Source organism: Dactylosporangium sp. CA-139066, from assembly GCF_050936175.1.
In the GTDB taxonomy this organism is placed as follows: Bacteria; Actinomycetota; Actinomycetes; order Mycobacteriales; family Micromonosporaceae; genus Dactylosporangium.
In genome coordinates, this window is record NZ_JBNJNH010000001.1 from 5,741,774 (window position 1) to 5,762,263 (window position 20,490).

Annotated in this window: 17 protein-coding genes; 4 read left to right on the forward strand and 13 right to left on the reverse strand. The window is 74.8% G+C overall.

Annotation, left to right across the window (positions count from 1 at the left end):
- The first annotated feature begins 113 nt into the window (after positions 1 to 113).
- Positions 114 to 2,645, forward strand: a complete 2,532-nt coding sequence (locus ACQEVU_RS26325; protein WP_433327964.1) for a hypothetical protein — start codon at positions 114 to 116, stop codon at positions 2,643 to 2,645.
- On the opposite strand, the gene ACQEVU_RS26330 is transcribed toward ACQEVU_RS26325, so the two are convergent.
- From ACQEVU_RS26330 to ACQEVU_RS26340, 3 genes are all read right to left on the reverse strand, one after another.
- Positions 2,560 to 3,756, reverse strand: a complete 1,197-nt coding sequence (locus ACQEVU_RS26330) for an epoxide hydrolase family protein (protein WP_433327966.1) — start codon at positions 3,754 to 3,756, stop codon at positions 2,560 to 2,562. The genes ACQEVU_RS26325 and ACQEVU_RS26330 overlap by 86 nt on opposite strands.
- Positions 3,753 to 4,184: a MarR family winged helix-turn-helix transcriptional regulator gene (locus ACQEVU_RS26335; RefSeq protein WP_433327968.1), complete on the reverse strand. Its 432-nt coding sequence runs from the start codon at positions 4,182 to 4,184 to the stop codon at positions 3,753 to 3,755. The genes ACQEVU_RS26330 and ACQEVU_RS26335 overlap by 4 nt, the downstream gene beginning before the upstream one ends.
- A gap of 137 nt (positions 4,185 to 4,321) precedes the next feature.
- Positions 4,322 to 6,097, reverse strand: a complete 1,776-nt coding sequence (locus tag ACQEVU_RS26340) for a hypothetical protein (RefSeq protein WP_433327970.1) — start codon at positions 6,095 to 6,097, stop codon at positions 4,322 to 4,324.
- 400 nt (positions 6,098 to 6,497) lie between these two features.
- On the opposite strand from ACQEVU_RS26340, the gene ACQEVU_RS26345 reads away from it, so the two are divergent.
- Complete coding sequence (locus ACQEVU_RS26345; protein ID WP_433327972.1) at positions 6,498 to 7,475, forward strand: sugar phosphate isomerase/epimerase family protein; 978 nt, start codon at positions 6,498 to 6,500, stop codon at positions 7,473 to 7,475.
- On the opposite strand, the gene ACQEVU_RS26350 is transcribed toward ACQEVU_RS26345, so the two are convergent.
- Complete coding sequence (locus tag ACQEVU_RS26350) at positions 7,472 to 9,319, reverse strand: caspase family protein (protein WP_433327974.1); 1,848 nt, start codon at positions 9,317 to 9,319, stop codon at positions 7,472 to 7,474. The two genes, ACQEVU_RS26345 and ACQEVU_RS26350, sit on opposite strands and share 4 nt — an antisense overlap.
- Before the next feature lie 3 nt (positions 9,320 to 9,322).
- Entirely contained in the window at positions 9,323 to 10,090 is a 768-nt protein-coding gene (locus ACQEVU_RS26355; RefSeq protein WP_433327976.1) for a hypothetical protein, read from the reverse strand.
- A gap of 330 nt (positions 10,091 to 10,420) precedes the next feature.
- Between ACQEVU_RS26355 and ACQEVU_RS26360 the strand changes: the two genes are divergently transcribed.
- Both ACQEVU_RS26360 and ACQEVU_RS26365 read left to right on the forward strand, forming a co-directional pair.
- Entirely contained in the window at positions 10,421 to 11,260 is an 840-nt protein-coding gene (locus ACQEVU_RS26360; RefSeq protein WP_433327978.1) for a helix-turn-helix domain-containing protein, read from the forward strand.
- 66 nt (positions 11,261 to 11,326) lie between these two features.
- Positions 11,327 to 11,908, forward strand: a complete 582-nt coding sequence (locus ACQEVU_RS26365) for a dihydrofolate reductase family protein (protein WP_433327980.1) — start codon at positions 11,327 to 11,329, stop codon at positions 11,906 to 11,908.
- Between the two features lie 94 nt (positions 11,909 to 12,002).
- Here the strand turns inward: ACQEVU_RS26365 and ACQEVU_RS26370 are convergent, their stop codons facing one another.
- The 8 genes from ACQEVU_RS26370 to ACQEVU_RS26405 all read right to left on the reverse strand — a co-directional run bounded on the left by ACQEVU_RS26370 (position 12,003) and on the right by ACQEVU_RS26405 (position 20,474).
- Positions 12,003 to 13,610, reverse strand: a complete 1,608-nt coding sequence (locus ACQEVU_RS26370) for a sugar ABC transporter permease (protein WP_433327982.1) — start codon at positions 13,608 to 13,610, stop codon at positions 12,003 to 12,005.
- Between the two features lie 50 nt (positions 13,611 to 13,660).
- Positions 13,661 to 15,235, reverse strand: coding sequence for a sugar ABC transporter permease (locus ACQEVU_RS26375; protein ID WP_433327984.1), 1,575 nt, complete (start codon positions 15,233 to 15,235; stop codon positions 13,661 to 13,663).
- Between the two features lie 9 nt (positions 15,236 to 15,244).
- A complete protein-coding gene (locus tag ACQEVU_RS26380) occupies positions 15,245 to 15,835 on the reverse strand; it encodes a hypothetical protein (protein WP_433327986.1) in 591 nt (196 codons plus the stop codon).
- 9 nt (positions 15,836 to 15,844) lie between these two features.
- Positions 15,845 to 16,516, reverse strand: coding sequence for a sporangiospore maturation cell wall hydrolase GsmA (gene gsmA / locus ACQEVU_RS26385; RefSeq protein WP_433327988.1), 672 nt, complete (start codon positions 16,514 to 16,516; stop codon positions 15,845 to 15,847).
- Positions 16,517 to 16,652: 136 nt separating this feature from the next.
- Positions 16,653 to 17,540, reverse strand: coding sequence for an ROK family protein (locus ACQEVU_RS26390; RefSeq protein ID WP_433327990.1), 888 nt, complete (start codon positions 17,538 to 17,540; stop codon positions 16,653 to 16,655).
- Positions 17,537 to 18,688, reverse strand: a complete 1,152-nt coding sequence (locus ACQEVU_RS26395) for a sugar ABC transporter permease (protein ID WP_433327992.1) — start codon at positions 18,686 to 18,688, stop codon at positions 17,537 to 17,539. Before ACQEVU_RS26395 ends, ACQEVU_RS26390 begins: the two co-directional genes overlap by 4 nt.
- On the reverse strand, positions 18,685 to 19,404 hold the full coding sequence (locus tag ACQEVU_RS26400; protein WP_433327994.1) for an ATP-binding cassette domain-containing protein: 720 nt from the start codon (positions 19,402 to 19,404) through the stop codon (positions 18,685 to 18,687). Before ACQEVU_RS26400 ends, ACQEVU_RS26395 begins: the two co-directional genes overlap by 4 nt.
- Positions 19,404 to 20,474, reverse strand: a complete 1,071-nt coding sequence (locus ACQEVU_RS26405) for a sugar ABC transporter substrate-binding protein (protein WP_433327996.1) — start codon at positions 20,472 to 20,474, stop codon at positions 19,404 to 19,406. The genes ACQEVU_RS26400 and ACQEVU_RS26405 overlap by 1 nt, the downstream gene beginning before the upstream one ends.
- Between the last annotated feature and the right edge of the window lie 16 nt (positions 20,475 to 20,490).

Below are 20,490 nucleotides of genomic sequence, written 5' to 3' on the forward strand. Positions count from 1 at the left end.
ACGGGCGCCCCGATCACGTCGTGCTCGCCGACCCCGAGGGCAACGAGCTCTGCGTCGTCTGAGCGGACCGGGGGGACAGCACCCCGGCGGCGGCTTTGGCATCATGCCTCGGCATGGACGAGCTCTGGGGCCGGGTGCGCGCGCGGATCGACGACGGCGACTTCGACGGGCTCACCGACCTGCTCGCCGCGGCCACGCCGGCCGGGCGGGCCGCGCTGCTGCCGGCCCTGGAGGCGTACGAGCCGCCCGTCGAGACGGTGCCGGACGGGCTCGAGGCGATGCGGGAGTACCTCGCCGGCGACCCGCAGGCGGCGAGGTGGGAGCCGGGGTCCGGGCGGGAGCGCTGGCACCTGACGCGGGTCGCGCAGCAGCGGGCCCGCCAGGTCAACGAGGGCCGGCGGGCGGCGCGGGCGCTCGCCGTCGCCGCCGGGCTGCCCCGCGCCGCCGACGTCGTCAGGGCGGCCAACCGGCGCTGGCCCGAGCCGCCGCTGCCGCTGACCGCCGAGGCCGCCGGGCCGCTGCTGCGCATCCGGGGCGCGGCGTGGTGCGCGACCGTCGGGCGCAACCTGGCCCGCCGGGCCCGCACGGCGGTCGCGCCGTGGGCGTTCACCGAGGCGCTGCTGCGCGCGGCCGGCGAGGGGCTGCCGCAGGAGCCGGCCGCCGTCGCCCAGTACGTGACGATGTGGCGCGGCAACCGGCTCGCCGACGTCCTGGCGGACGACCCGTGGTTCGCATCGGCGCTGCCGTACATCTTCGACGACGACCGGGTCGGCGAGGCGTTCGGCACCGGGTACGCCGGCCGCGACTGGCCGCTGGCGCTCATCGAGCTGACGGCGGGCAAGCGCCTGCCCCGCGAGACGCTCATCGCCGGCTGCCTGCGCCGGCTGCGCACCGGCGGCCGCCCCGGCCTGCTCGCGCCGTTCCTGTCACTGCTGGGCGAGCTGGCCCCGGCGCCGGCGGAGCTGGCCGCGCACCGCGGCGAGCTGCTCGGCCTGCTCGCCGCGCCCGGCTCGACGGTCGCCGGGTTCGCCCGCGACGGCCTCGTCGCGCTCGACGCGCTGGAGCCCCTCGACGCCGCCGAGACCGCCGAGCTCACCCGGGCCATGCTGACCCGCCCGGAGAAGAAGCTGGTCCGCGCCCACGTGGCGTGGCTGCGCCGGCGGCCGCTCGACGAGCTGTTCCCCGACCTCGCCGAGGCCCTCGCCGACGGCCTGCAGCACCCGGCCCCGGACCTGGCCGAGCTCGTCCTCACCCTCGTCGAGCCGCGCCTGGACCGGCTGCCGGCGGCGACCCGGGAGCGGCTGGTGGCGGAGGTACCGGGGATCGAGGGCCCGTTCGGCGAACGCCTCGCCGAGCTGCTCGGCGTCGACCCCGCCGGGCCGCAGCCCGCTGCCCTGCTCGTCGCCGACCCGCCCGCGGCGATGCCGGCGCCGCTGGACCTCGACGATCTCGTCATGGAGGCCGCCGCGTGGCTGCGCAACGCCGGCGAGCCCGACCCCGTGCAGCACGAGCTGGTCCTCGACGGCCTCGTCCGCGCCGCCCGCGGCGACCGCGACGCCACCGCCAGGGCCCTGGCGACCGTCCAGCCGCAGTGGCCGGGCCTGTGGTCCGAGCTGCTCGCCGCGGCCGCCGGCCGGCCCGTGACCGACCCGCGCCACCTCGACAGCCGCAGCCGGGAGCCGCTGTCGCGGTTCATCGACGCCCGCTGCGCGGAGCTCGCCGAGCGCCTCGCCGCCGACCCGCCGGGCGCGCTGCTGGCGTTCCCGGCCACGACCGCCGGGCACGTCGACCCCGAGCGGGTCCTGGCGCTGCTCGCGGCGGCCGAGCGCGACGGCTGGGCGCCCGGGCACCGCGACCTGACCCAGGCGCTGCTGCGCCTGCCCCGCGAGATCGGCCCCGCCGTGCGCGCCGGCGCCGAGCGCCTCGCCTCGACCGCCGGCCGCACGTTCGCCGAGTGGGTGCGGCGGGAGCCCTGCGACCCGGCGGTCTGGATCGAGGAGCCGACGGCGGACTCCAGGGGCGCGACCGAGCGGCTCGCCTGCCTCGAGCTCGGCGCGGACCTGCCCGGGGACGTCGCCGAGCCGCGCACCGCCCACGCCCGCATCCAGTACAGCTGGGCCGCCCACGACATCGCCCTGTGGCCGCTCGTGACGCCCTCGCACCGCGAGATCGCCGCCGCCCACCTGACCCCGCACGTCGCCGTCCGCGACCGGTCCAACCTCGGCACGGCCATGCTCGCCGGCCTGGCCGCCGCCGACGGTCCGCACGGGCCGGCGATGGCGCTCGTCCTGGCGTACACCCTGGGAAACCACCGCCCGGACGTGCGGCTCGCGGCCGCGGACGCGCTGCTGGCCCTCGCCGCCCGGCCCGGCTTCGACGGCGCCGCGACGGGCGCGGAGATCGCCACCCTGGCCGGGTCCGGGCGGCTGAAGCTCGGCCGGGTCGTGGCGCCGCTGACCGAGGCGATGCGCGGCGGCGCCCACCGCGCGGTGGCTCAGGTGACGGCGGCCGCGCTGGCGCCGCTGCTGGCCGGCCCGCGACGCCCCGGGCTGAAGGACCTCATCGCCCTGGACGAGGCGGCTCGCCGACGCCAAACGTCCGGCGCAGATCCTCGACCCACTCCCCCGGCGCCTCCCACGGGATGAAGTGGCCGCCGCGGTCGTGGGCCGTCAGGTGCACCAGGTTGTACCACCCGGCGCGGTCGGTGCCGAGAAAGTGCTCGACCCGCCGGTCCGTGCTCACGCCCGGCGGGTTCTCGTAGCCGACGAACGTGAGCCCGGTCGGCGCCTCGACCGGCGGGGTGCGCTCGTGGGCCGGGGTCCACGGGTAGCGGTTGTTGTTGGCGTACGTGCGCATGGAGGTGCCGATCGTCCCGGTCGCCCAGTAGATGGTGGCGTGGGTCAGCAGCTCGTCCTTGGTGAACACCGTCTCGATGTCGCCGCGGCTGTCGCTCCACGCCGCCCAGCGCTCCAGGATCCACGCGAGCATGCCGGCCGGCGAGTCGGTCAGCCCGTAGGCGAGGGTGTGCGGCGCCAGCACGTGCGCGGCGAGATGCACGGCGAAGCGCTTTTCGAAGGCCAGGAGCTGCCGGTGTACCTCCGGTGGCAGCCCCGCCGGGATCGGCTGCCCGCCGCTGAGGTCCCAGCCGCGGTCGCCGTTGAACAGGGTGAGCTTCTGCCCGGAGCCGATGTGGATGCCGAGCAGCTCGCCGGCGTACTTGTGCCCGAGCTGCCCGGTGACGAGGGCGCCGACGTCGCAGCCGGCCGCCGCGTAGCGCGGGAAGCCGAGCACGCCGGTCATGAGCTCGTGCCACAGCTCGGCGATCGCGGAGAAGTTCATGCCCGGCCGCGTCCCGGAGAAGCCGAACCCCGGCAGCGACGGGACGATGACGTCGAAGTCCCGCGCGAGGTCGTCGACGACCCGCGACCAGTGCCAGAACGTCCACGGCCAGCCGTGGCTGAGGATCAGCGGCGTCGCGCCGGCCCGCTCGCCCGGCCGGCGCATGAAGTGGATCGGCACGCCGTCGACGTCGGCGGTGTAGTGCTCGTACGCGTTGATGGCCCGCTCGGCCGCGCGCCAGTCGAAGGTATCGCGCCAGTAGTCGACGAGCCCGCGCAGCACGGATCGCGGCACGCCGTAGTGCGGGTCGTCGTAGCCCTCGCCCTCGGGCCAGCGGGTCAGCTCGAGCCGGCGGTGCAGGTCGTCCAGGACGTCGTCGTCGACGCGGATCGGGGCCGGTGTGAGGGGAAACGTCATCGGGCCTCCAGGTCGGTCAGGCGCATGAGCGCGGGCAGCGCCCCCGCGATCGCCGCGCGCTCCTCGTCGCCGAGCGCGGCGACGAGCGTGCGGAGGTGCCCGATGCGGTCGGCCCGGCGCCCCTCGACGACGGCGGCCCCGGCGGCGGTGACGCTGACGAGCACGGCCCGCCCGTCGCTGGGATCGGGCCGGCGTTGCACGAGGCCGTCGCGCTCGAGCTTCGTCACGATCTGCGTCACCGCCGACTGCGTGACCTGCTCGCTGGCGGTGAGCTCGGTGAGCCGCATCGGCCCGACGCGCGCGAGCGTGTGCAGCACCGACAGGGTCGTGAAGCTCAGCCGCTGGATCGCCGGCAGCCGGATGAACATGCGCACGAAGCTCTCGAGCACGGCGGTCAGCTCAACGACGTCAAGCTCCTCCTCGGACACCCCCGGACTCTAACAGCAACTAATACAGTTTCTAATGCAATTCGCGCTCGCCCGATGGCGGACCCGACAAGTCGGGCGCTGGCGCGCCACGACTTGTCGGATTTATCCCCTGACAGGCGACATGTGAGGGACTTCCTTCAGACCTCGTCCGCCATCTCCACGCCGTCCTCGCTGAGCAGCTTGCGGTTCTTCTCGATGGCGATCGACGCCGAAGTCCGGCGCGGCCGGTTGCTCTCCCGTGCCGGGTCGCCGGTCTCCGCGTCGCGGCGCCGCTTGCGCTGCGCCTTGCTCGCCTCCTCCTCCGCCTCCGCGACGTCCGCCCGCGACACCCCGTGGATGAGCCCGAGCAGGTCCGGGATCGAGATGACCATGTTCAGGGCGCCGACGAAGCCCTGGATCGAGGCGTACGAGCGCATGTTCACCTCCGCGAACGGCACCGGCCAGGCCTGCTCCAGGGTGTCCAGGTGCACGCTGAGCGCGTCGGCCACGCGGCCGAGGGCGCTGCGGTTGGAGCCGGGGGCCTGGTAGCGGTCGATGCCGTCGTAGATGAACTTCAGCGCCGCCGAGTCCAGCAGGCCCCACATCGCGGTGCGCACCGCGGCCGGCGAGGCCGGCGTGCCCTGCTGGGCCCGGGACAGCAGCAGCGCGTGGCGGGCCTCGTTGCGGGAGTTCGCCATCGCGCCGCGGTCGACGCCGGCCAGCGGCATCGCGTTGCGCAGCGCCAGGTACGCGGCGGCGCAGGCCTGCAGCGCGGTGACGAGCGCGTCGGGCTGCGCCTCGGACAGCGTGCCGATCGCGGTGACCAGCCGCTCGCGGGCGTCGGCGAACGTGTCGGTCGGGTCCTCCAGGCCCAGATCCTGCCGCGGGTACGTCTGCAGGTCGCTCACGTGGTTGGCCAGCGACAGCAGGCTCGTGCGGGCGTCCGGGAGGCTCTTGCCGGCCAGGGCCCGCCGGACCGCGTGCACCACCGCGATGTGCGCGGTCAGGTGGTGACCCTGCCGGCCGCTGCCGAGCAGCGTCGGGCCGCGGCCGGCCACCAGGACCGAGGAGATGGTGGGCGTGCCGCCGACGGTCTGCACGAACAGGCCGACCATGGTGCCGGTGCCCGCGCCGGCGCCGGCCCAGCCCGCGGGGGCCGGCGCCTCCACCTGCTCGGGGCTCGCGGGTCCGCGCAGACCGCCCGGCAGGTCGGGCAGGGTCACGGTGTCGAACTCGAGGCGGGTCTGGGCGTACAGGTCGGCCACGACGTCGCCGTCGGCGAGCTCGGCCCGCCGGTACGCCAGCGGGTACGCGACCGCGACCTCGGCCAGATGCCGGCGGATCAGGTCGGCGACGCGGGCCTGCGCGTTGCCGCGCTGGCCGGGCATGGTGGCGTCGGTGCAGGCGGTGCCGGCGGCGTACGCGATGGTGCGCGGGTCGAGCAGGCCCCACAGCGCGGCCTGCAGGTCCTCGGCGTCGTAGATCCGCTCCGCCGACGTCTCCTCGGTCGAGGCCAGGCGGCGGGCGGTGCCCTTGCCGTCGCCGGTCGCCTGGGCCTGGCCGAGGTCGGCGCCGGCCATCGGGGCCAGGTTGCGGGCGGTGAGGTACTGCACGATCGCCTCCTGCAGGCTCAGCCGGCGGGCGTCCGCGCCGCCCGCGGTGCCGACGCCGGCGACGGCATCGTCCGCGGCGTCCAGCGCCGCCACGAACGCCTCCCGGCGGCCGCCGGTGGGCAGGGCCACCGTCCCGCTGAACGTGGCCCGCTCCCGGACCAGGCCGCTCAGCGTGCCGAGCGCGGTGGCCGCGGCGGTCACGCTGCGGCCGATCAGGCGGCGGCGTACCGCGTCGCCGAGCACCGCCCAGGCCGTCGTGTGCAGGCCCTCCCGCGTCCCGAACGCGTGCGCCGGGCGGCCGGCCATGTCGATACCGGTCACGGTGCCGCCTAGCGCCTGTTTCATTACTGGGGTGGGAGCGAGGCCGAGTCCAGATTTCGTCTGGCGGTGGCCCGCGGAAGCCTGGCTACCGGTGTTGTAACCCGGCTTTCGCGGGACGCCGCCAGGCGGAATCTGGGCCGGCCGCAGCCCCGCCTCAGTAATGAAACAGGCGCTAGGTCGGTGATGACGTTGACGACGAGCGTCATGCCTCGATCCCCCCTTCTCGACTGCCGCGGCGCCATCGCGCCGCGGTCGACTCGGAGGACCGCGCGCCGTGCGGAGCCGATACGACGGGCATCCGACACGCCGAGCGGCGGGCAAACTTTCATCGAAGCAATCAAAAGTTCCGTTTGCTTCAGCAATTGATTACGGTGACTCAAGCAATTGATGAAGCTCGATCATGGAACGCCTGGGAGGCGATGCCGCCATGCCACACCCCGCCACCACGCCCCTCACCCGCCGCCGCATCCTCGGCGCAACCGCCGGGGCGGCCGCCCTCGCCACCGGCGTCACGCTCGGCGCCGGCCCGGCCGCCGCGGCCGGCGCCGGCGACCAGGGCGACCAGGGCGGGCGCCCGCAGCGGGTGCCGCGCGAGCAGATCAGCGTGCAGCTGTACACCCTGCGCGACCAGCTCAACGTCGACCTCGACGGCAGCCTGGCCGAGCTGCGCCGCATCGGCTACACCCGCATCGAGCACGCCGGGTTCGTCGGGCGCACCGCCGCGCAGTTCCGGGCCGCGCTGGACAACGCCGGCATCCGCGCCACGTCCGGGCACGTCGGCATCCCGCAGCCGTTCGACGCCTCCGCGTGGCAGCGGGCCCTCGAGGACGCCAACATCGTGGGCAACCGGTACATCGTGCACCCGTTCTTCGGCATCGACCCGAGCACCGGGCAGCCGATCCGGGACGGCTCGAAGTACCGTGCGATGGCCCGCGACCTCAACCGCGCCGGCGCGCTGGCCCGCAAGGCCGGGATCGACTTCGGCTACCACAACCACAACCTGGAGTTCACCCGCCAGGACGGCGGGCCGCGCACCGGCTACGACATCCTCACCGCGGAGACCGACCCGGGCCTGGTCCACCTCGAGGTCGACCTGTTCTGGGCGTGGGTCGGCGCGGCCGACCCGGTCGACCTCATCGCCAAGCACCGGGGCCGCATCCGCCAGGTCCACGTCAAGGACCTCAACACCGCCCGCAGCTTCGAGGACGCCGGCTCCGGGCTGATCGATTTCGGCCGTATCTTCGCCCACGCCCGCGAGGCCGGGATCGCCGAGTTCATCATCGAGCGCGACGACGCGGGCACGCCGCCGCGCACGCCGGCCGACGCGCTCACCACGGCGCGCAACGGCTTCCAGTACCTCGACGCGCTGCGCTTCTAGCCGCCGCCGCGCTCCGGGCGGTCGAGGAAGACCGCCCAGGGCGCGGCCGGCAGCAGGAACCCGCGGTCGGCCGGGTCGACGCGGGCCGCCAGCCCGTGCCCCAGCGCCTCGCCCGCCGCGCCGCCGAGGGCCTCGCCGAACGCACGGAACACGGGCGCCGGTTGCGCCACCACGCCGGCGCGGGCGAAGACCCGGGCGGCCGGGGTGCGCCGGCCGGCCGCATAGAGGCGCTGCGCCCGGTCCAGGGCGAGCAGGGCGCGTTCGTCGTCGAGCGCGGCGATGTCGTACAGCGTCACCGACACCGGCGCGTCCAGCAGCGACAGCACCGCGATCACGCCGGGCGCGAGCGGGACGGTGACCGGGTGACCGGCGAGCGGCACCGTCAGCCACGGCGGCGGCGCGTCGAGGACCAGGTCGGGGTCGGAGCCGCCGGCGATACACACCACGGCCCGGCGCGGGTCGGTGCCGGCGTGGCGGCGGGCGTGCTCGACCGCGACGTAGGCCGGGTCCGGCAGCCGCATCGCCATGTCGGTGGCGACGAACGGCAGCACCTCCACCGCCTCGAGGTGCTCGCGGGCCGCGTGGTCGAGGGCCGCCGCCGTGTACTGCCCGGCGGGCACCTCCGCCGGCAGCTCGCCGACCCCGGACGCCACCACCCGGCCCGACAGCGTCCGCAGCTCGATCGGCGCGAGCGGGTCGGAGGCGACGAGGGTGACCAGGCCCTCGGGGCCCGTGACCTCCCGGCGGGACACCTCCGGGGTGTACGTGCGCTGCGTCGACGGGCCGGGGCCGTCGACGCTCAGCGTGACGGTCGTGTCGGTGTAGACGTCGACGGCGCGGCGGTTCCACTGCTCGCCGAGGCGGGCCACGACGCGGTGGCGGCGCGGCGGGACGTCGAGGTGGACGGGGGCCGGGCCGTTGCCGATGAGCGGTACGTCCTCGGCCCGGCCGGGATCGTCGTAGCTCACACGCACGCGCAGCGCCGGGTCGGCCCGCACGGCGTCGGGGCCGACCTCGACGGTGAGCTTGACCGGGTCGAACGCGCCGTCGGGGAACGTGGCGAGCACGAGGTTGCCGTCGCCGCGCGGGCGGGGGCCCTGCTCCGGCACGGCCGCCTCGACGTAGGCGGTCAGGCCGGTCCAGTCGACGATGTACGGGCGGGCGGCGGTGTCGTCGAAGCGCTTGGCGGCGCCGGCGCCGGCCAGGGCGTCGAGGACGGCGACGGTGAAGTCGCCGCGGATGACGCCCCCGACGTCGCCGGCGTGCGCGGTCCGGCCCGGCAGGGTCGCCTGGAGCAGGAAGATCCGGGCCGGCGGGCCGCTCGTGGCGGGGCCGTTGAACCCGATGCCGCCGAGCGTGACCGACCAGCGGAACGGGAAGTCGCGGCAGGCGTCGAGGATGACGACGACGGCGCCGAAGCCGGTCTGTTCGAGCCGGCTCACGAGGTCCTGCACGCCGACGCAGCCCAGCTGCGGCAGCCGGCGGTCGAAGTCGCGCAGCAGCAGGGCGTCGTGGGCGACGACGGGGTTGACCGGGTCGGTGCGCATGCCGTGGCCGGCGAAGTACACGAACAGGCGATCGGACGGCCCGGCGCGCAGCTGCAGGAGGCGGTCGATCGCGTACCCGAACTCGGCGAACGTCGCCGGCCCGGTGGCCACCCCGTCGCCCGGCTGCAGCCCGGCGGCGCTCGGCGACAGCAGGCAGGTGACGTGCTCGGCCGGGACGCCGCCCGGCCCGGTCAGCCAGTCGCGCACGGCGACCGCGTCGGCGACGGCGCCACGCAGGTCGGCCCCGGGCGCGTTCGGGTACGCGTCGCAGCCGACGACCAGCGCGTGGTCCGGCACCGCTCAGTCCAGCTCGAGCTCGGCGCCGCCGAGGAACTGGTACGGCTCGTCGATGGTGCGGACCTCGCCGTCGGTGCGGAACCGCTCGTTGATCCACAGGCCGCCGGCGCCGAGGCGCAGCTGGGCCGCCTTCGCCGCCACGGTGAGCGGGTTCTCGCCCTGGAACGTCATCCGGGACGAGCGGGTCGAGCCGCCGCTGACCGACACCTTGCCGCCGACCGCGGCCTGGATGGCCGGGACGTCGACCTCGACGCCGTTGGAGGCCTCGTCGAGCAGCCGCACCTCGACCGCGCGGGCCTTCAGCGCGCCGACGACGACGTACACATCCCGGGCCCCGATCAGGTCGGCGGCGTTGCGCAGGTCGGGGGCGAGGGCGCCGGCCGCCAGCCACTGGTCGAGGCTGGCGAGGTCGACCCGGTCGGCGACGACGCCGGAGTAGCCGTACTCGACCGTCGCCGCCCGCTCGACGGTGACGTCGAGGCCGGCGTCGCCGCCGAGGGCCCGGATCAGCGACGACACCACGTTGAGCCCGACGTCGAGCTTCGCCCGGCTCGTCGCCTTGCCGCTGGCGTCGACCACCGCCTGGTCGCGCGCGACGACGGGCGGCGCGGCCGGTCCCAGGACGATCCGCTCGAGGTCGCTGTAGCGGCGCAGGGCCCGCCCGTCGCGGGTGAGGACCTGCAGGACGTGGACGTCCGTCGTCGGCATCGCAACCGGCAGATAGTCGCGGTCGGGCAGGAACGGTTCCGTGGACGGGCCGAACAGCCCCATTGCGCCCCCAGCACTCTTCGTGGTCCAAGCACGCACCGTCGGTACGCCGGCCCGCCCATCGTGCCGCATCGGACCCGCGCCCGGATCGCGATGGGATGTCGTTTGCGCGACAGGTGGGGCGGATGTGACCGAACGGGCAGCACCCGGTCGGCGACGCGGCCGGGCTGTTCCGGCACTTCGCACGCCGATGGGCATCAGGAGGCCCGCACGGCGCACGCATATCACTCGCCGTCCGCGCCGACGACGTGGTGGGCCGTCGTGGCACGAGCGCAGGTTCACTCGCGGGAGCGCGGCTGCACCATTCCGGCGTGGCGTCGGGGATGCTGGGGCATGGAGTACGTGTCCAGAGTGCCGCGACCGCCGCTGGACGGGCTGATCGACGACCTCTACTACCTGGCGGGGGCGCCGCCGTACGCCCGGCTGATGCTGCCGCCGATGCCGGCGGCGTTGCTCATCGTCAACCTCGGGGCGCCGTTGCGCATCCGCGGCGGCACCGACCTCGAGGCGGCCGAGTACGCCGACGGCTGCGTGGTCACCACGCCCACCCGCGCGTTGGAGTTCGGCTACCCGCCCGGGACCAGCTCCGTCGGCGTGCACGTCAAGCCGTGGGGGCTGGCGCCGTTCCTGCCGATGCCCGCGGCCGAGCTGTGTGACCGGCCGGTGACGGTGGAGCAGGTGTGGGGCCGGGCCGCCGTTGCCGAGCTGCGGGACCGGCTGGCCACGGCGGACGGGCCGCACGAGATGCTGACGCTGCTCGAGGAGGAGCTGATGCGACGGCTGTGCGAGACCGCCGGACTGGGGCTGGTCCGCCATACGAGCGGCGTCATCGCGGCGACCGGCGGGGCGGCGGCGATCGGCGACCTGAGCGTGGCGGCCGGTGTCAGCGGCACGCATCTGGCACAGCGGTTCAAGGAGCTCATCGGCGTCACGCCGAAGCGGCTGGCCCGCACCTACCGCTTCGCCGCCGCCGTGTTCGCGATCGACCCCGCCGGGCCGATCGACTGGGGCGAGCTCGCCGGTGGCGCAGGCTACTTCGACCAGGCCCACTTCGGCCACGAGTTCCGGGCGTTCACCGGGCTCACGCCGACCCGGTACGTCGAGGTCCGGCGGCGGTTCCTGCGCGAGCATCCCGGCCACGTGTTCGACGGCTGGCCGCTGCCGGCCGATTGATTTCTTACAAGAGCGACGGCTCACGAGACGCTACGTTGAGGGCATCCCGAAGCAGAGGAGAGCCCCGTGGGCAAGGTCGTCATGTACAGCTCGGTGTCGGTGGACGGCTTCATCGCGGACGAGCATGACCAGCCCGGGCCGCTATTCGACTGGCTGTCCAGCGGTGACGTCCCGTTGGACGACAGCGGCGAGGTGAAGGTGTCGCAGACGTCCTACGACTACACCCGGCCGTACTGGGACCAGATCGGAGTCACGATCGTCGGCCGCCACGTCTTCGACATGACGGACGGCTGGGACGGCAAGCCGCCGGCCGGGGTCGACCACGTGGTCGTCGTGACGCACCGGCCGCAGCCCGAGGGCTGGGATTCCGAGGCGCCGTTTCACTTCGTCGACGGCGTCGAGGCGGCCGTGGCCAAGGCGCAGGAGCTTGCGGGTGACCGCTTGGTCGAGGTCGCCGCCGGCGACGTCGGCGGCCAGGTGCTTGCCGCGGGCCTGGTCGACGAGGTGCGCATGGACGTCGTACCCGTCGTGTTCGGGTCCGGCAAGCGCTACTTCGGGCCGGTCGGCGCGCAGCACCTGCTGGAGGGACCCGACGTGGTGATGCAGGGCAACCGGGTGCTTCACCTGCGCTATCGGGTCCGCCGTTGACCGGTCTGAGCGGGTACGCAGGAAGTCCACGAGCGCAGCGGGCCCGGCGAGCGCGAAGCACCCCGCCGCGAGGGTGGCGGGCGTGGGGAGCGGGCTAGTCCGGGCGGCGGCCGGTGCGCAGGGCCACGCGGTCGAGGTAGACCAGCTGTGCTGCCAGGGTCAGCAGGAACAGCAGGATCAGTGCCCACAGGGGCAGCACCGAGCTGAACGGCAGGTCGCGGCCGGCGAAGGCGCGGGCGCCCAATGCCTGCAGCATGAGCACCTGGGCGTCGAAGTGGTGCCCGCCGGCGAGCAGGCCCCACATGAGGTCCTGGGCGGCGACGATCCACGTCACGAGGTAGGCCAGCAGCAGCATCGGGGCCGCGCCCAGCACGGTGCGCAGCCACGGGAGCGGCTCGCCGCGGGCGGCGGCCGTCGCGCGGCGCTCGAGCTGGCCGCGGACCAGCAGGGCGAGGACGAACAGGGCGGGGATGGCGACGCTGCTGCCGGGCGGGATCAGGCCGATGAAGGTGCCGAGGCGGTCGCCGCTGCGCGTGGACTCGAACGCGCGCAGGGCGAGCGGGGTGATGCCGACGAACAGGAAGAGGCCGAACGGGGCCAGGAGCCACTCGCTGTGCCGGCCGAGCGGGCGCAGGCCGCTGATGCCGACCGCGGCGAGGGCGGCGACGGTGACGCCGATGAGGGCGCCGACGAGCGGCGGCAGCCAGGTGTTGACGCCGACGTTGCCCTCCTGGCCGCCCGACTCGAAGCTCTCGGTGCTGCGGGTGAGCCAGCCGCCGAGGCCGAGCACGCTCACGACGAGCACGATGAGGGCCAGGACGCCGGCGATGGCGGCGAATGCGTACATCGGCGAGACCCCGGCGGGAAAGGCGCCGCCGGCCGGGCGCTCGTCGTCGAACTCGAGCCGCGTCCGGGACAGGATCAGCAGCAGGGTCGCGGCGGCGCCGAGCACCAGCAGCACGATGAGCAGCACGGTCGACACGGCGGCGGCGGTGCCGACCCGGGCCGCCAGGAAGCCCTGCTGGTACATCAGCGTGGCCGGGACGTTGTCGTCGCGGCTCGCGCCGCGCACGACGGCCGGCACGGTGAAGCTCTGCAGCGCCAGCGCGACGACGGTGAGCGCGGCGATGCCGCCGGCGACGAGCAGCGCCGGCACGCCGCGGCGGCGCAGCGCGGCGAGGTAGAGCGTGACGCTCAGCGCGGCGGCGAGGCCGAAGGCGGTGAGCCAGTAGACGGCGAGGGCCGACGGCGGCTCGGTGCGTCCCTCGGCGGCCGACGCGATCGGGCCGGCGGCCGCGGCGGTCGGCGCGTAGGCGGCCAGGGGCAGGGCGAGCAGGGCGCGGGCGGCCCAGCGCCCGGGGACGCCGCCGCGGTGGGCCAGCCACGCGAGGACCGGCGCGAGCAGCAGCACGATGAGCAGCGGGACGAGGGCGAGCAGCAGGGCCCGGCCGAACGCGCCGCCGAGGCCGGCGTCGGCGACGGCGCCGTAGTTGTCGAAGCCGACGGACTCGGCCTTGCCGTCGAGCAGGGTCGCGTTGCGGAAGCTCGAGCGGACCGTCCAGATGAGCGGCTCGACGTAGGAGGTGAGCAGCAGCACGAACGCGGGCAGGGCGAGCAGAAGTCCGACGGCCGTCCGCCACGCCGGCCGCTGTGGCTCGGCCGGCGCCGGGAGTGCCTGCGGCAGCGCGTACGGGTCGGTCATGGTCGTCACCTTAGAGCACGGGTGTGACAAATCGACGGACGTGCACGTATCTATTCGTCGCGGCGGCCGGCCTTCAGCGCGACCCGGTCGAGGTAGAGCAGCTGGGCCGCGCCGGCGAGGAGGATCAGCAGGATGAGCGCCCACAGCGGCAGGACGGTGTCGAACGGCAGCCTGCCGAAGGTGCGGTACTGCATGTCTCGCAGCGCCTGGGCGAGGTAGGTCTGGGCGTCGGCGTGCTCGCCGTACCCGCTCAGCAGGCCCCACACGAGGTCCTGGGACTCGACGAACCACGTCACGAGGTACGCCAGCAGCAGCATCGGCGCCGCGGGCAGGATCGTGCGCGCCCAGGACACCGCCTGCCCGCGCGCGGCGGCCTCCTCGCGGCGGCGCACCTGCCCGCGCACCAGCAGCGCCAGGACGACCAGCGCGGGAATCGCGACCCGGGTCGGCGGGATGAGCCCGATGAACGAGTCGAGCCGGCCGGCGGTCTGCCCGGCCGCGAACGCCCGCACGGCGAGCGGGGTGACGCCGACGAACAGGAACAGCCCGAACGGCAGCAGCAGCCACTCGCTGTGCCGGCCGAGCGGGCGCAGGCCGCTGATGCCGGCCGCGGCCAGGGCGGCGACGGTGACGCCGACGCCGGCGGAGATGACGGGCGGCAGCCAGGTGTTGACGCCGACACTGACGCCGGCGATGTCGGCGGACGGCTCGCGGCTGTCGGTGATGCGGGTGAGCCAGTCGCCGAGGCCGAGCCAGCTGACGACGAGGACGGCGATCGTCAGCCCGCCGACGGCGGCGAGGAAGACGTAGTTCGGCGGCGAGGGGGCGGGACGCTCGTCGTCGTACTCGAGGCGGGTCCGCGTCAGGATCAGCAGCAGCGTGGCGGCCAGCCCGAACACGAGCAGGGCGAGCAGCAGGACGGTGGAGACGGCGGCGGCGGTGCCGAACCTGCCGTAGACGAACGCCTGCTGGTACATCACCGTCGCCGGGGTCTGGCCCTGCCGGTCGTCGCCGACGATGAAGGGCACCGTGAAGCTCTGCAGCGCGACCGCCACGACGGCGAGTCCGCCGATCGCGGCGGCGACGAGCGGCCCGGTGAGCGAGCGGCGGCGCAGGGCGGCGAGGTAGAGCGTCACGCCGAGCGCGGCGGCCAGGCCGAAGCCGGTGAGCCAGTACACGCCGAGCACCGACGGCACGCCGCCGCCGGGCTCGTCCGCGGCGGCGGCGACCGGCCCGGCGGCCGCGGCGGTCGGCGCGTATGCGGCCAGGGGCAGGGCGAGCAGCCCGCGGGCGGCCCAGCGCCCGGCGGGGCCGCCGCGGTGGGCCAGCCACGCCAGCACCGGGGCGAGCAGCAGCACCACGAGCAGCGGCACGACGGCGAGGAGCAGCGCCCGGCCGAACGCGCCGCCGAGGCCGGCCTTGAACACGTCGCCGTAGTTGTCGAAGCCCACGTCCGGCCCGGCGGCGCTGCGGATCACGGTGAGCCGCTGGAAGCTGGAGCGGACCGTCCAGACGAGGGGTTCGACGTAGGATGTCAGCAGCAGGATGAAGGCCGGGAGGGCGAGGGCGAGACCGAGGACGACCCGCCAGGCCGGCCGTTGCTGCGCTGCGACGGGAGCATCCATGCAGCCACTCTAGTGGGCGGTGCCGCTTTCGGCCGCGAGCGCGGCGCCGACCTCGGCCAGGGCGGCGCGCCATCCGGCGTCGTCCTGCTTGGGCAGCAGGTCGTCCCACAGGGCCAGGCAGCTGCCGCGCAGCTGGGTCAGTCCGGCGGGGCGGGCCATGAACCACAGGTGCAGGTGCGAGGCGCCGTCGCCGACCTTCATCATGTGCACCCGGCCGATCCCGCCGAGGCCCATGATGGCCCGCTCGATGCGCTGCGCGAGGGGGAACAGCTCGGCGGCCCGCTCGGCCGGCAGGTCGTCGGAGTCGTAGTGCCCGGCCGGCCACAGCAGGAGCGTCAGCGGTACGGCGGAGGGCCCCCCGAGGTGCCGCAGCCGCCAGTGCTCGTCGCTCCACACGACGTTGCGCATGGGGTCCCGGCACGTCGAGCACGTGTCCGGGCCGTCCTCGCCGTCGCGGGGCGGCTCGGGCAGCACCGGCGCCTCGAGCGGCTTGACCCGCAGGTCGCCCTCGAACGGGAAGATCTCCCAGCCGGGCATGCCGCCCTCGAAGGGCTGGGCCGGCCCGCCGACCGGCAGGTGGGTGAGGAAGCGATCGGGCATCCGCAGAGTCTAGGCGTCGTAGCTGTAGAGGTTGTACTTCGCCATGATGCCGGTCAGCTTCTGCGTGTACTGCGGGTCGGTGGCGTAGCCGGCGGCGGCCACCTCGGCGACGAAGCGGTCCGGGTCGCTGCGGTACACGAACGCGTTGGCGTAGCGCGCGTTGGTGGCGAGCAGGTTGCCGTGGTCGCGGAAGGAGTCGGCGGCGGTGGCGTACGTGCGGAACGAGGCGCTCGTCGGGTAGCACTGCCCGGCCGGGGTGCACTCGCTGGTGTTGTGGGTGCTGCACCCGGTCGCGTACGGGCCCTTGTCGAAGCACTTCATGCCGAAGAAGTTCCTGTCGTACGTCGACAGCGCGCTGCGGCCCCAGCCGGACTCGAGGATCGCCTGGGCGATCGTCACCGACGCCGGCACGCCGTGCTCGCGCTGGCTCAGCCGCGCGCCCGGGGCCGCGGCGGCGATGAACTCGGCGTTGGTCATGGTGCCGCTGGGCTCGGGCAGGGTGTACGACACCGGCGTGTCGCAGGCCGCGCCGCGGGCCCGGCAGGAGAACAGCAGCCCCGGTTCGTCGGCGGCCGACGCGGCGCCGGGCGCGGCGGCGAGCGGCGCGACGGTCCCGGTCAGCGCGGCGAAGGCGGCGACGAGGGTACGCCGGATGCGGTGCGTCCGGGTGGGCTGCGGCATGGGTCGGTCTCCTGTCGGGGCGTGCGAGTTCGGCACGCACCAAGATCCGGCCCGGGCGGAGCGGGCCGGTTGCCCGGCCGGTTGCGCAACGGTTGCCGCCGTAGTCCCGGTGGACGGCAACCGGACGACCGGGGCATCAGCCCCCGGCCAGCGCGAGGGCCGCCGACAGGGCACCGAGCAGGGGCGCGTCGTCGACGAAGCGGGCGGCGGCCAGGCGCGGCGGGAAGGGCACCGCGCCGGCCAGTTCGGCCGCGACGCGGGGCAGGATGTGGCCGGCGGCGCCCATGAGGCCGCCGGCGAGCACGACGTGCTGCGGGTCGAGCACGACGCTGAGGTTGGCCACGGTCCGGGCGAGCAGCTCCAGGGCGTCGTCGAGCAGGGCGGCGACGGGCGGGTCGGGGTACATCGCGAACAGCTCCTCGGCGGTCACCGGCCGGCCGAGCAGGGCCGAGCCGCGCCGGGCGAGGGCCCCGCCGGAGACCGCCTCCTCCAGCGGGGCCCGGTCGTCGGCGAACCCGGGCGCGCCGGCCCGGTCCCGCAGGTAGCCGATCTCGCCGGCCGCGCCGTTCGCGCCGGGCAGCACCCGGCCGCCGGCGACGAGGGCGGCGGCCAGGCCGGTGCCGATGTTGACGTACAGGGCGGTGTCGGCCCCGCGCAGCGCGCCCCAGCGCAGCTCGGCGGCGGCCCCGGCGTTGACGTCGTTGTCGATCGCCAGGGGCACGCCGCCGAACGCGTCGGCGAGCAGCCGCGGCAGCGGCAGCCCGTCCCAGCCGGGCACGTTCGGGGCCAGCCGGATCACCCCGTCGCGCACCACGCCGAACGTGGCCACGCCGACCGCGGCCGGCTCGGCGACGAGCCGCCGGGCGGCCGCCACCGCCCGCTCGAGCACCTGCAGCGCCCCCTCGTCGCCGCGGGTGTCGAGCCGGACGAGCGCGCCGGGGCGGATCTCGGTGGCGCCGACCGGGGCCGCGCCGAGCGCGACCTTGGTGCCGCCGAAGTCGATCGCCAGGACCTGCCGCGTCACCGGGGCCGGCCCGGCCGGGCGAGCGAGTCGATCGCGACGGCGACGGCGAGGACCCCGGCGGTCACCATGTAGCGCACCGAGGAGTCGACGCTGAGCAGCAGCATGCCGTTGGTGATCGACTGGATGACGAGGATGCCCAGCAGCGCCGCGTAGGCGCGCCCGCGCCCGCCGAACAGCGACGTGCCGCCGATGACCGCCGCGGCGATCGCCATGAGCAGGGTGTCGCTGCCGCCGGAGCTCTGGTTGACCGCGGCGAGCCGGCTGGCCGCGAGGATGCCGCCGGCCGCCGCCAGGACCGCCGACGCGGTGAACGCGAGCACCCGGATGCGCACGACGCCGATGCCGGCGCGGCGGGCCGCCTCGGCGTTGCCGCCGACGGCGTACATGTGGCGGCCGAAGACGGTGTGGCGCAGCATCAGGTCGAGCGCGACGACGAGCGCGCCGAAGATCACCAGCAGCAGCGGTACGCCACGGTCGGCCGACATCACCGCCACCGCCACGGCGAGCGCGACCGCGAGCCCGCCCAGCCGCAGCGCGAGCCAGACGGCGGCGCCGACCGGCAGGTCCTCGGCCCGGCGCGCCCGGCGCTGCAGCAGCGAGCCGGCCGTCCACGCCGCGACGATGAGGGCGGCGAGCAGCCACCCGGCCCACGGGGGCAGCCAGGTGTCGCTGAGCGAGGCGATGAACCCGTCGAAGGGCAGGTTGATGGTGCCGCCGCGGCCCAGGAGGTACAACATGAGCCCCTGCCACCCGATCAGCCCGGCGAGGGTGACGACGAACGACGGCATCCGCAGCCGGGTGAACATCCACCCGTGCAGCAGGCCGATCAGGGCGGCCACGCCCAGCGCGAGGCCGATGGCGGCGCCCGGGTTCCAGCCGTGGCGGACCGACAGGATCGTCATGACGACCGCGCACAGGCCGCTGACCGAGCCGGCCGACAGGTCGATCTCGCCCAGCAGGATCACCATGATGACGCCGAGGGAGATGGTGCCGGTGGCGGCCATCTGCAGGGCCAGGTTGGTGAGGTTCTCCGCGGACAGGAAGTGGTCGTTGAGCGTGCCGAAGACGATCGCGATGAGCGCGAGGCCGCCGGCGACGGGCCACGCGCCGAGGTCGGCCCGGCGCTCGTGACCGAACAGCCGGTTCATGCGGCGCTCCCCGTGATGGCGGCGACCACGGTCTCGGGCGTGGTCGAGGCGGTGTCGAAGTCGCCGGCGTTGCGGCCCAGGCGCAGCACCGCGATGCGGTCGCTGACGGCGCGGACGTCGGCGAGGTTGTGGGAGATGACGAGCACGGCCAGGCCGCGCTCGCGCAGCCGGCGGATGAGGTCGAGGACCTGCGCGGTCTGCTCGACGCCGAGCGCGGCGGTCGGCTCGTCGAGGATGACGACCCGCGGCTCCCCGATGAGGGCGCGGGCGATCGCCACCGACTGGCGCTGGCCGCCGGAGAGGTTGGCGACCGGCACCCGGATGTCGCGGATGCGCACGTCGAGGGAGGCCAGCAGGTCGCGCGCGGCCCGCTCCATGCGGATGTGGGACAGCACGCTGAAGCGGTTGCGCTCGGCGCCGAGGAACAGGTTGCCGACGACGTCGAGGTTCTCGCACAGCGCGAGGTCCTGGTGCACGGTGGACACGCCGAGGCGCTGGGCGTCGTGCGGGTTGGCGATGCGGGCCGGGTGCCCGTCGAGCTCGATGGTGCCGCCGTCCGGGGCGACCACCCCGGACAGCACCTTGACGAGCGTCGACTTGCCGGCGCCGTTGTCGCCGACGAGCGCGACGACCCGCCCGGCCGGCAGGTCCAGGCTCACGCCGTCGAGAGCCTGGACCGCGCCGTAGCGCTTGCTGACATCGGTGGCGGCGAGCACTACTGGATTCCCGCCTTGGTGCACGCGGCGGCGACGGCGCCGGTGCAGATCTCGGCGGGCTTGTAGAAGCCGTCCTTGACGATCGTGTCCTTGATCTTGTCGGCGGTGACAGCCGTCGGGTCGAGCAGGAACGTCGGGATGTCGGCGGTGCCGTTGTTCACCTTCGTCGGGGCGGCCGGCTTCTCGCCGCGGCCGAGCGCGACGGCCAGCTCCGCGGACTTCTCGGCCTCCGTGCGGATGTCGAGGTAGATGGTCATGTACTGCTCGCCGGTGAGGATCCGCTGGACCGCCGCGAGCTCGGCGTCCTGGCCGGTGATGGGCGGCAGGGTGGCGTACCCGGCCCGCTTCATCGCCGCGATGGCGCCGCCGGCCATGCCGTCGTTGGCCGACAGCACCCCGACGACGGTGTCGCGGCCGAGCGCGGTGATGGCCTGCTCCATCTCCTGCTGGGCCTTGTCCGGGCTCCAGTCGGGGGTGTCGTACTCGCGGCCGATCTGCACCTTGCCGTCGAGGACGGAGTGCGCGCCCTTCTTGTAGTCGGCCGAGCTCGGGTCGGTCGGCGAGCCGTTGAGCATGACGATCTGGCCGGTCTTGCCGGTCTTGCTCATCGCGTCCAGCAGCGCCTGGCCCTGCATCTGCCCAACCCGGACGTTGTCGAAGGAGACGTAGTACTCGTAGCTGATCCCGGAGATGAGCCGGTCGTAGGCGACGACCGGGACCTTCTTCTGCTTGGCCTGGTTGACCAGCGAGGCGACGGCGCCGGCGTCGACGGCGTCGAGCACCAGCACGTCCGCGCCCTGGGCCAGCGCCGCCTCGACCTGCTGCTGTTGCTTGGCGGCGTCCTGGTCGGCGTTGGCGTACAACACCTTGCACTGCGCGCAGAGGGCCCGGACCTTGGCCTCGAACAGCGGCCGGTCGAACGCCTCGTAGCGGGTCGTCTTCGACTCGGGCAGGAACAGCGCGATCGTCGGCGCGTCCGACCCGGACTGCTTGTCGCCGGCGTTGTTGCCACACCCGGCGGCCAGGACCGCCGCGGCGGTCAGCACTGCGACGAACCATCCAGCTCTCATGGCAGGGATCGTCGGC

What these genes read in the sequence shown, in the direction of transcription:
- ACQEVU_RS26395 (WP_433327992.1), bottom strand. Translation starts at nt 18,688, where the DNA reads ATGAACCGGCTGTTCGGTCACGAGCGCCGGGCCGACCTCGGCGCGTGG.
- ACQEVU_RS26380 (WP_433327986.1), bottom strand. Translation starts at nt 15,835, where the DNA reads ATGCCCGATCGCTTCCTCACCCACCTGCCGGTCGGCGGGCCGGCCCAG.
- gsmA (WP_433327988.1), bottom strand. Translation starts at nt 16,516, where the DNA reads ATGCCGCAGCCCACCCGGACGCACCGCATCCGGCGTACCCTCGTCGCC.
- ACQEVU_RS26345 (WP_433327972.1), top strand. Translation starts at nt 6,498, where the DNA reads ATGGAACGCCTGGGAGGCGATGCCGCCATGCCACACCCCGCCACCACG.
- ACQEVU_RS26360 (WP_433327978.1), top strand. Translation starts at nt 10,421, where the DNA reads ATGGAGTACGTGTCCAGAGTGCCGCGACCGCCGCTGGACGGGCTGATC.
- ACQEVU_RS26405 (WP_433327996.1), bottom strand. Translation starts at nt 20,474, where the DNA reads ATGAGAGCTGGATGGTTCGTCGCAGTGCTGACCGCCGCGGCGGTCCTG.
- ACQEVU_RS26325 (WP_433327964.1), top strand. Translation starts at nt 114, where the DNA reads ATGGACGAGCTCTGGGGCCGGGTGCGCGCGCGGATCGACGACGGCGAC.
- ACQEVU_RS26375 (WP_433327984.1), bottom strand. Translation starts at nt 15,235, where the DNA reads ATGGATGCTCCCGTCGCAGCGCAGCAACGGCCGGCCTGGCGGGTCGTC.
- ACQEVU_RS26355 (WP_433327976.1), bottom strand. Translation starts at nt 10,090, where the DNA reads ATGGGGCTGTTCGGCCCGTCCACGGAACCGTTCCTGCCCGACCGCGAC.
- ACQEVU_RS26330 (WP_433327966.1), bottom strand. Translation starts at nt 3,756, where the DNA reads ATGACGTTTCCCCTCACACCGGCCCCGATCCGCGTCGACGACGACGTC.
- ACQEVU_RS26370 (WP_433327982.1), bottom strand. Translation starts at nt 13,610, where the DNA reads ATGACCGACCCGTACGCGCTGCCGCAGGCACTCCCGGCGCCGGCCGAG.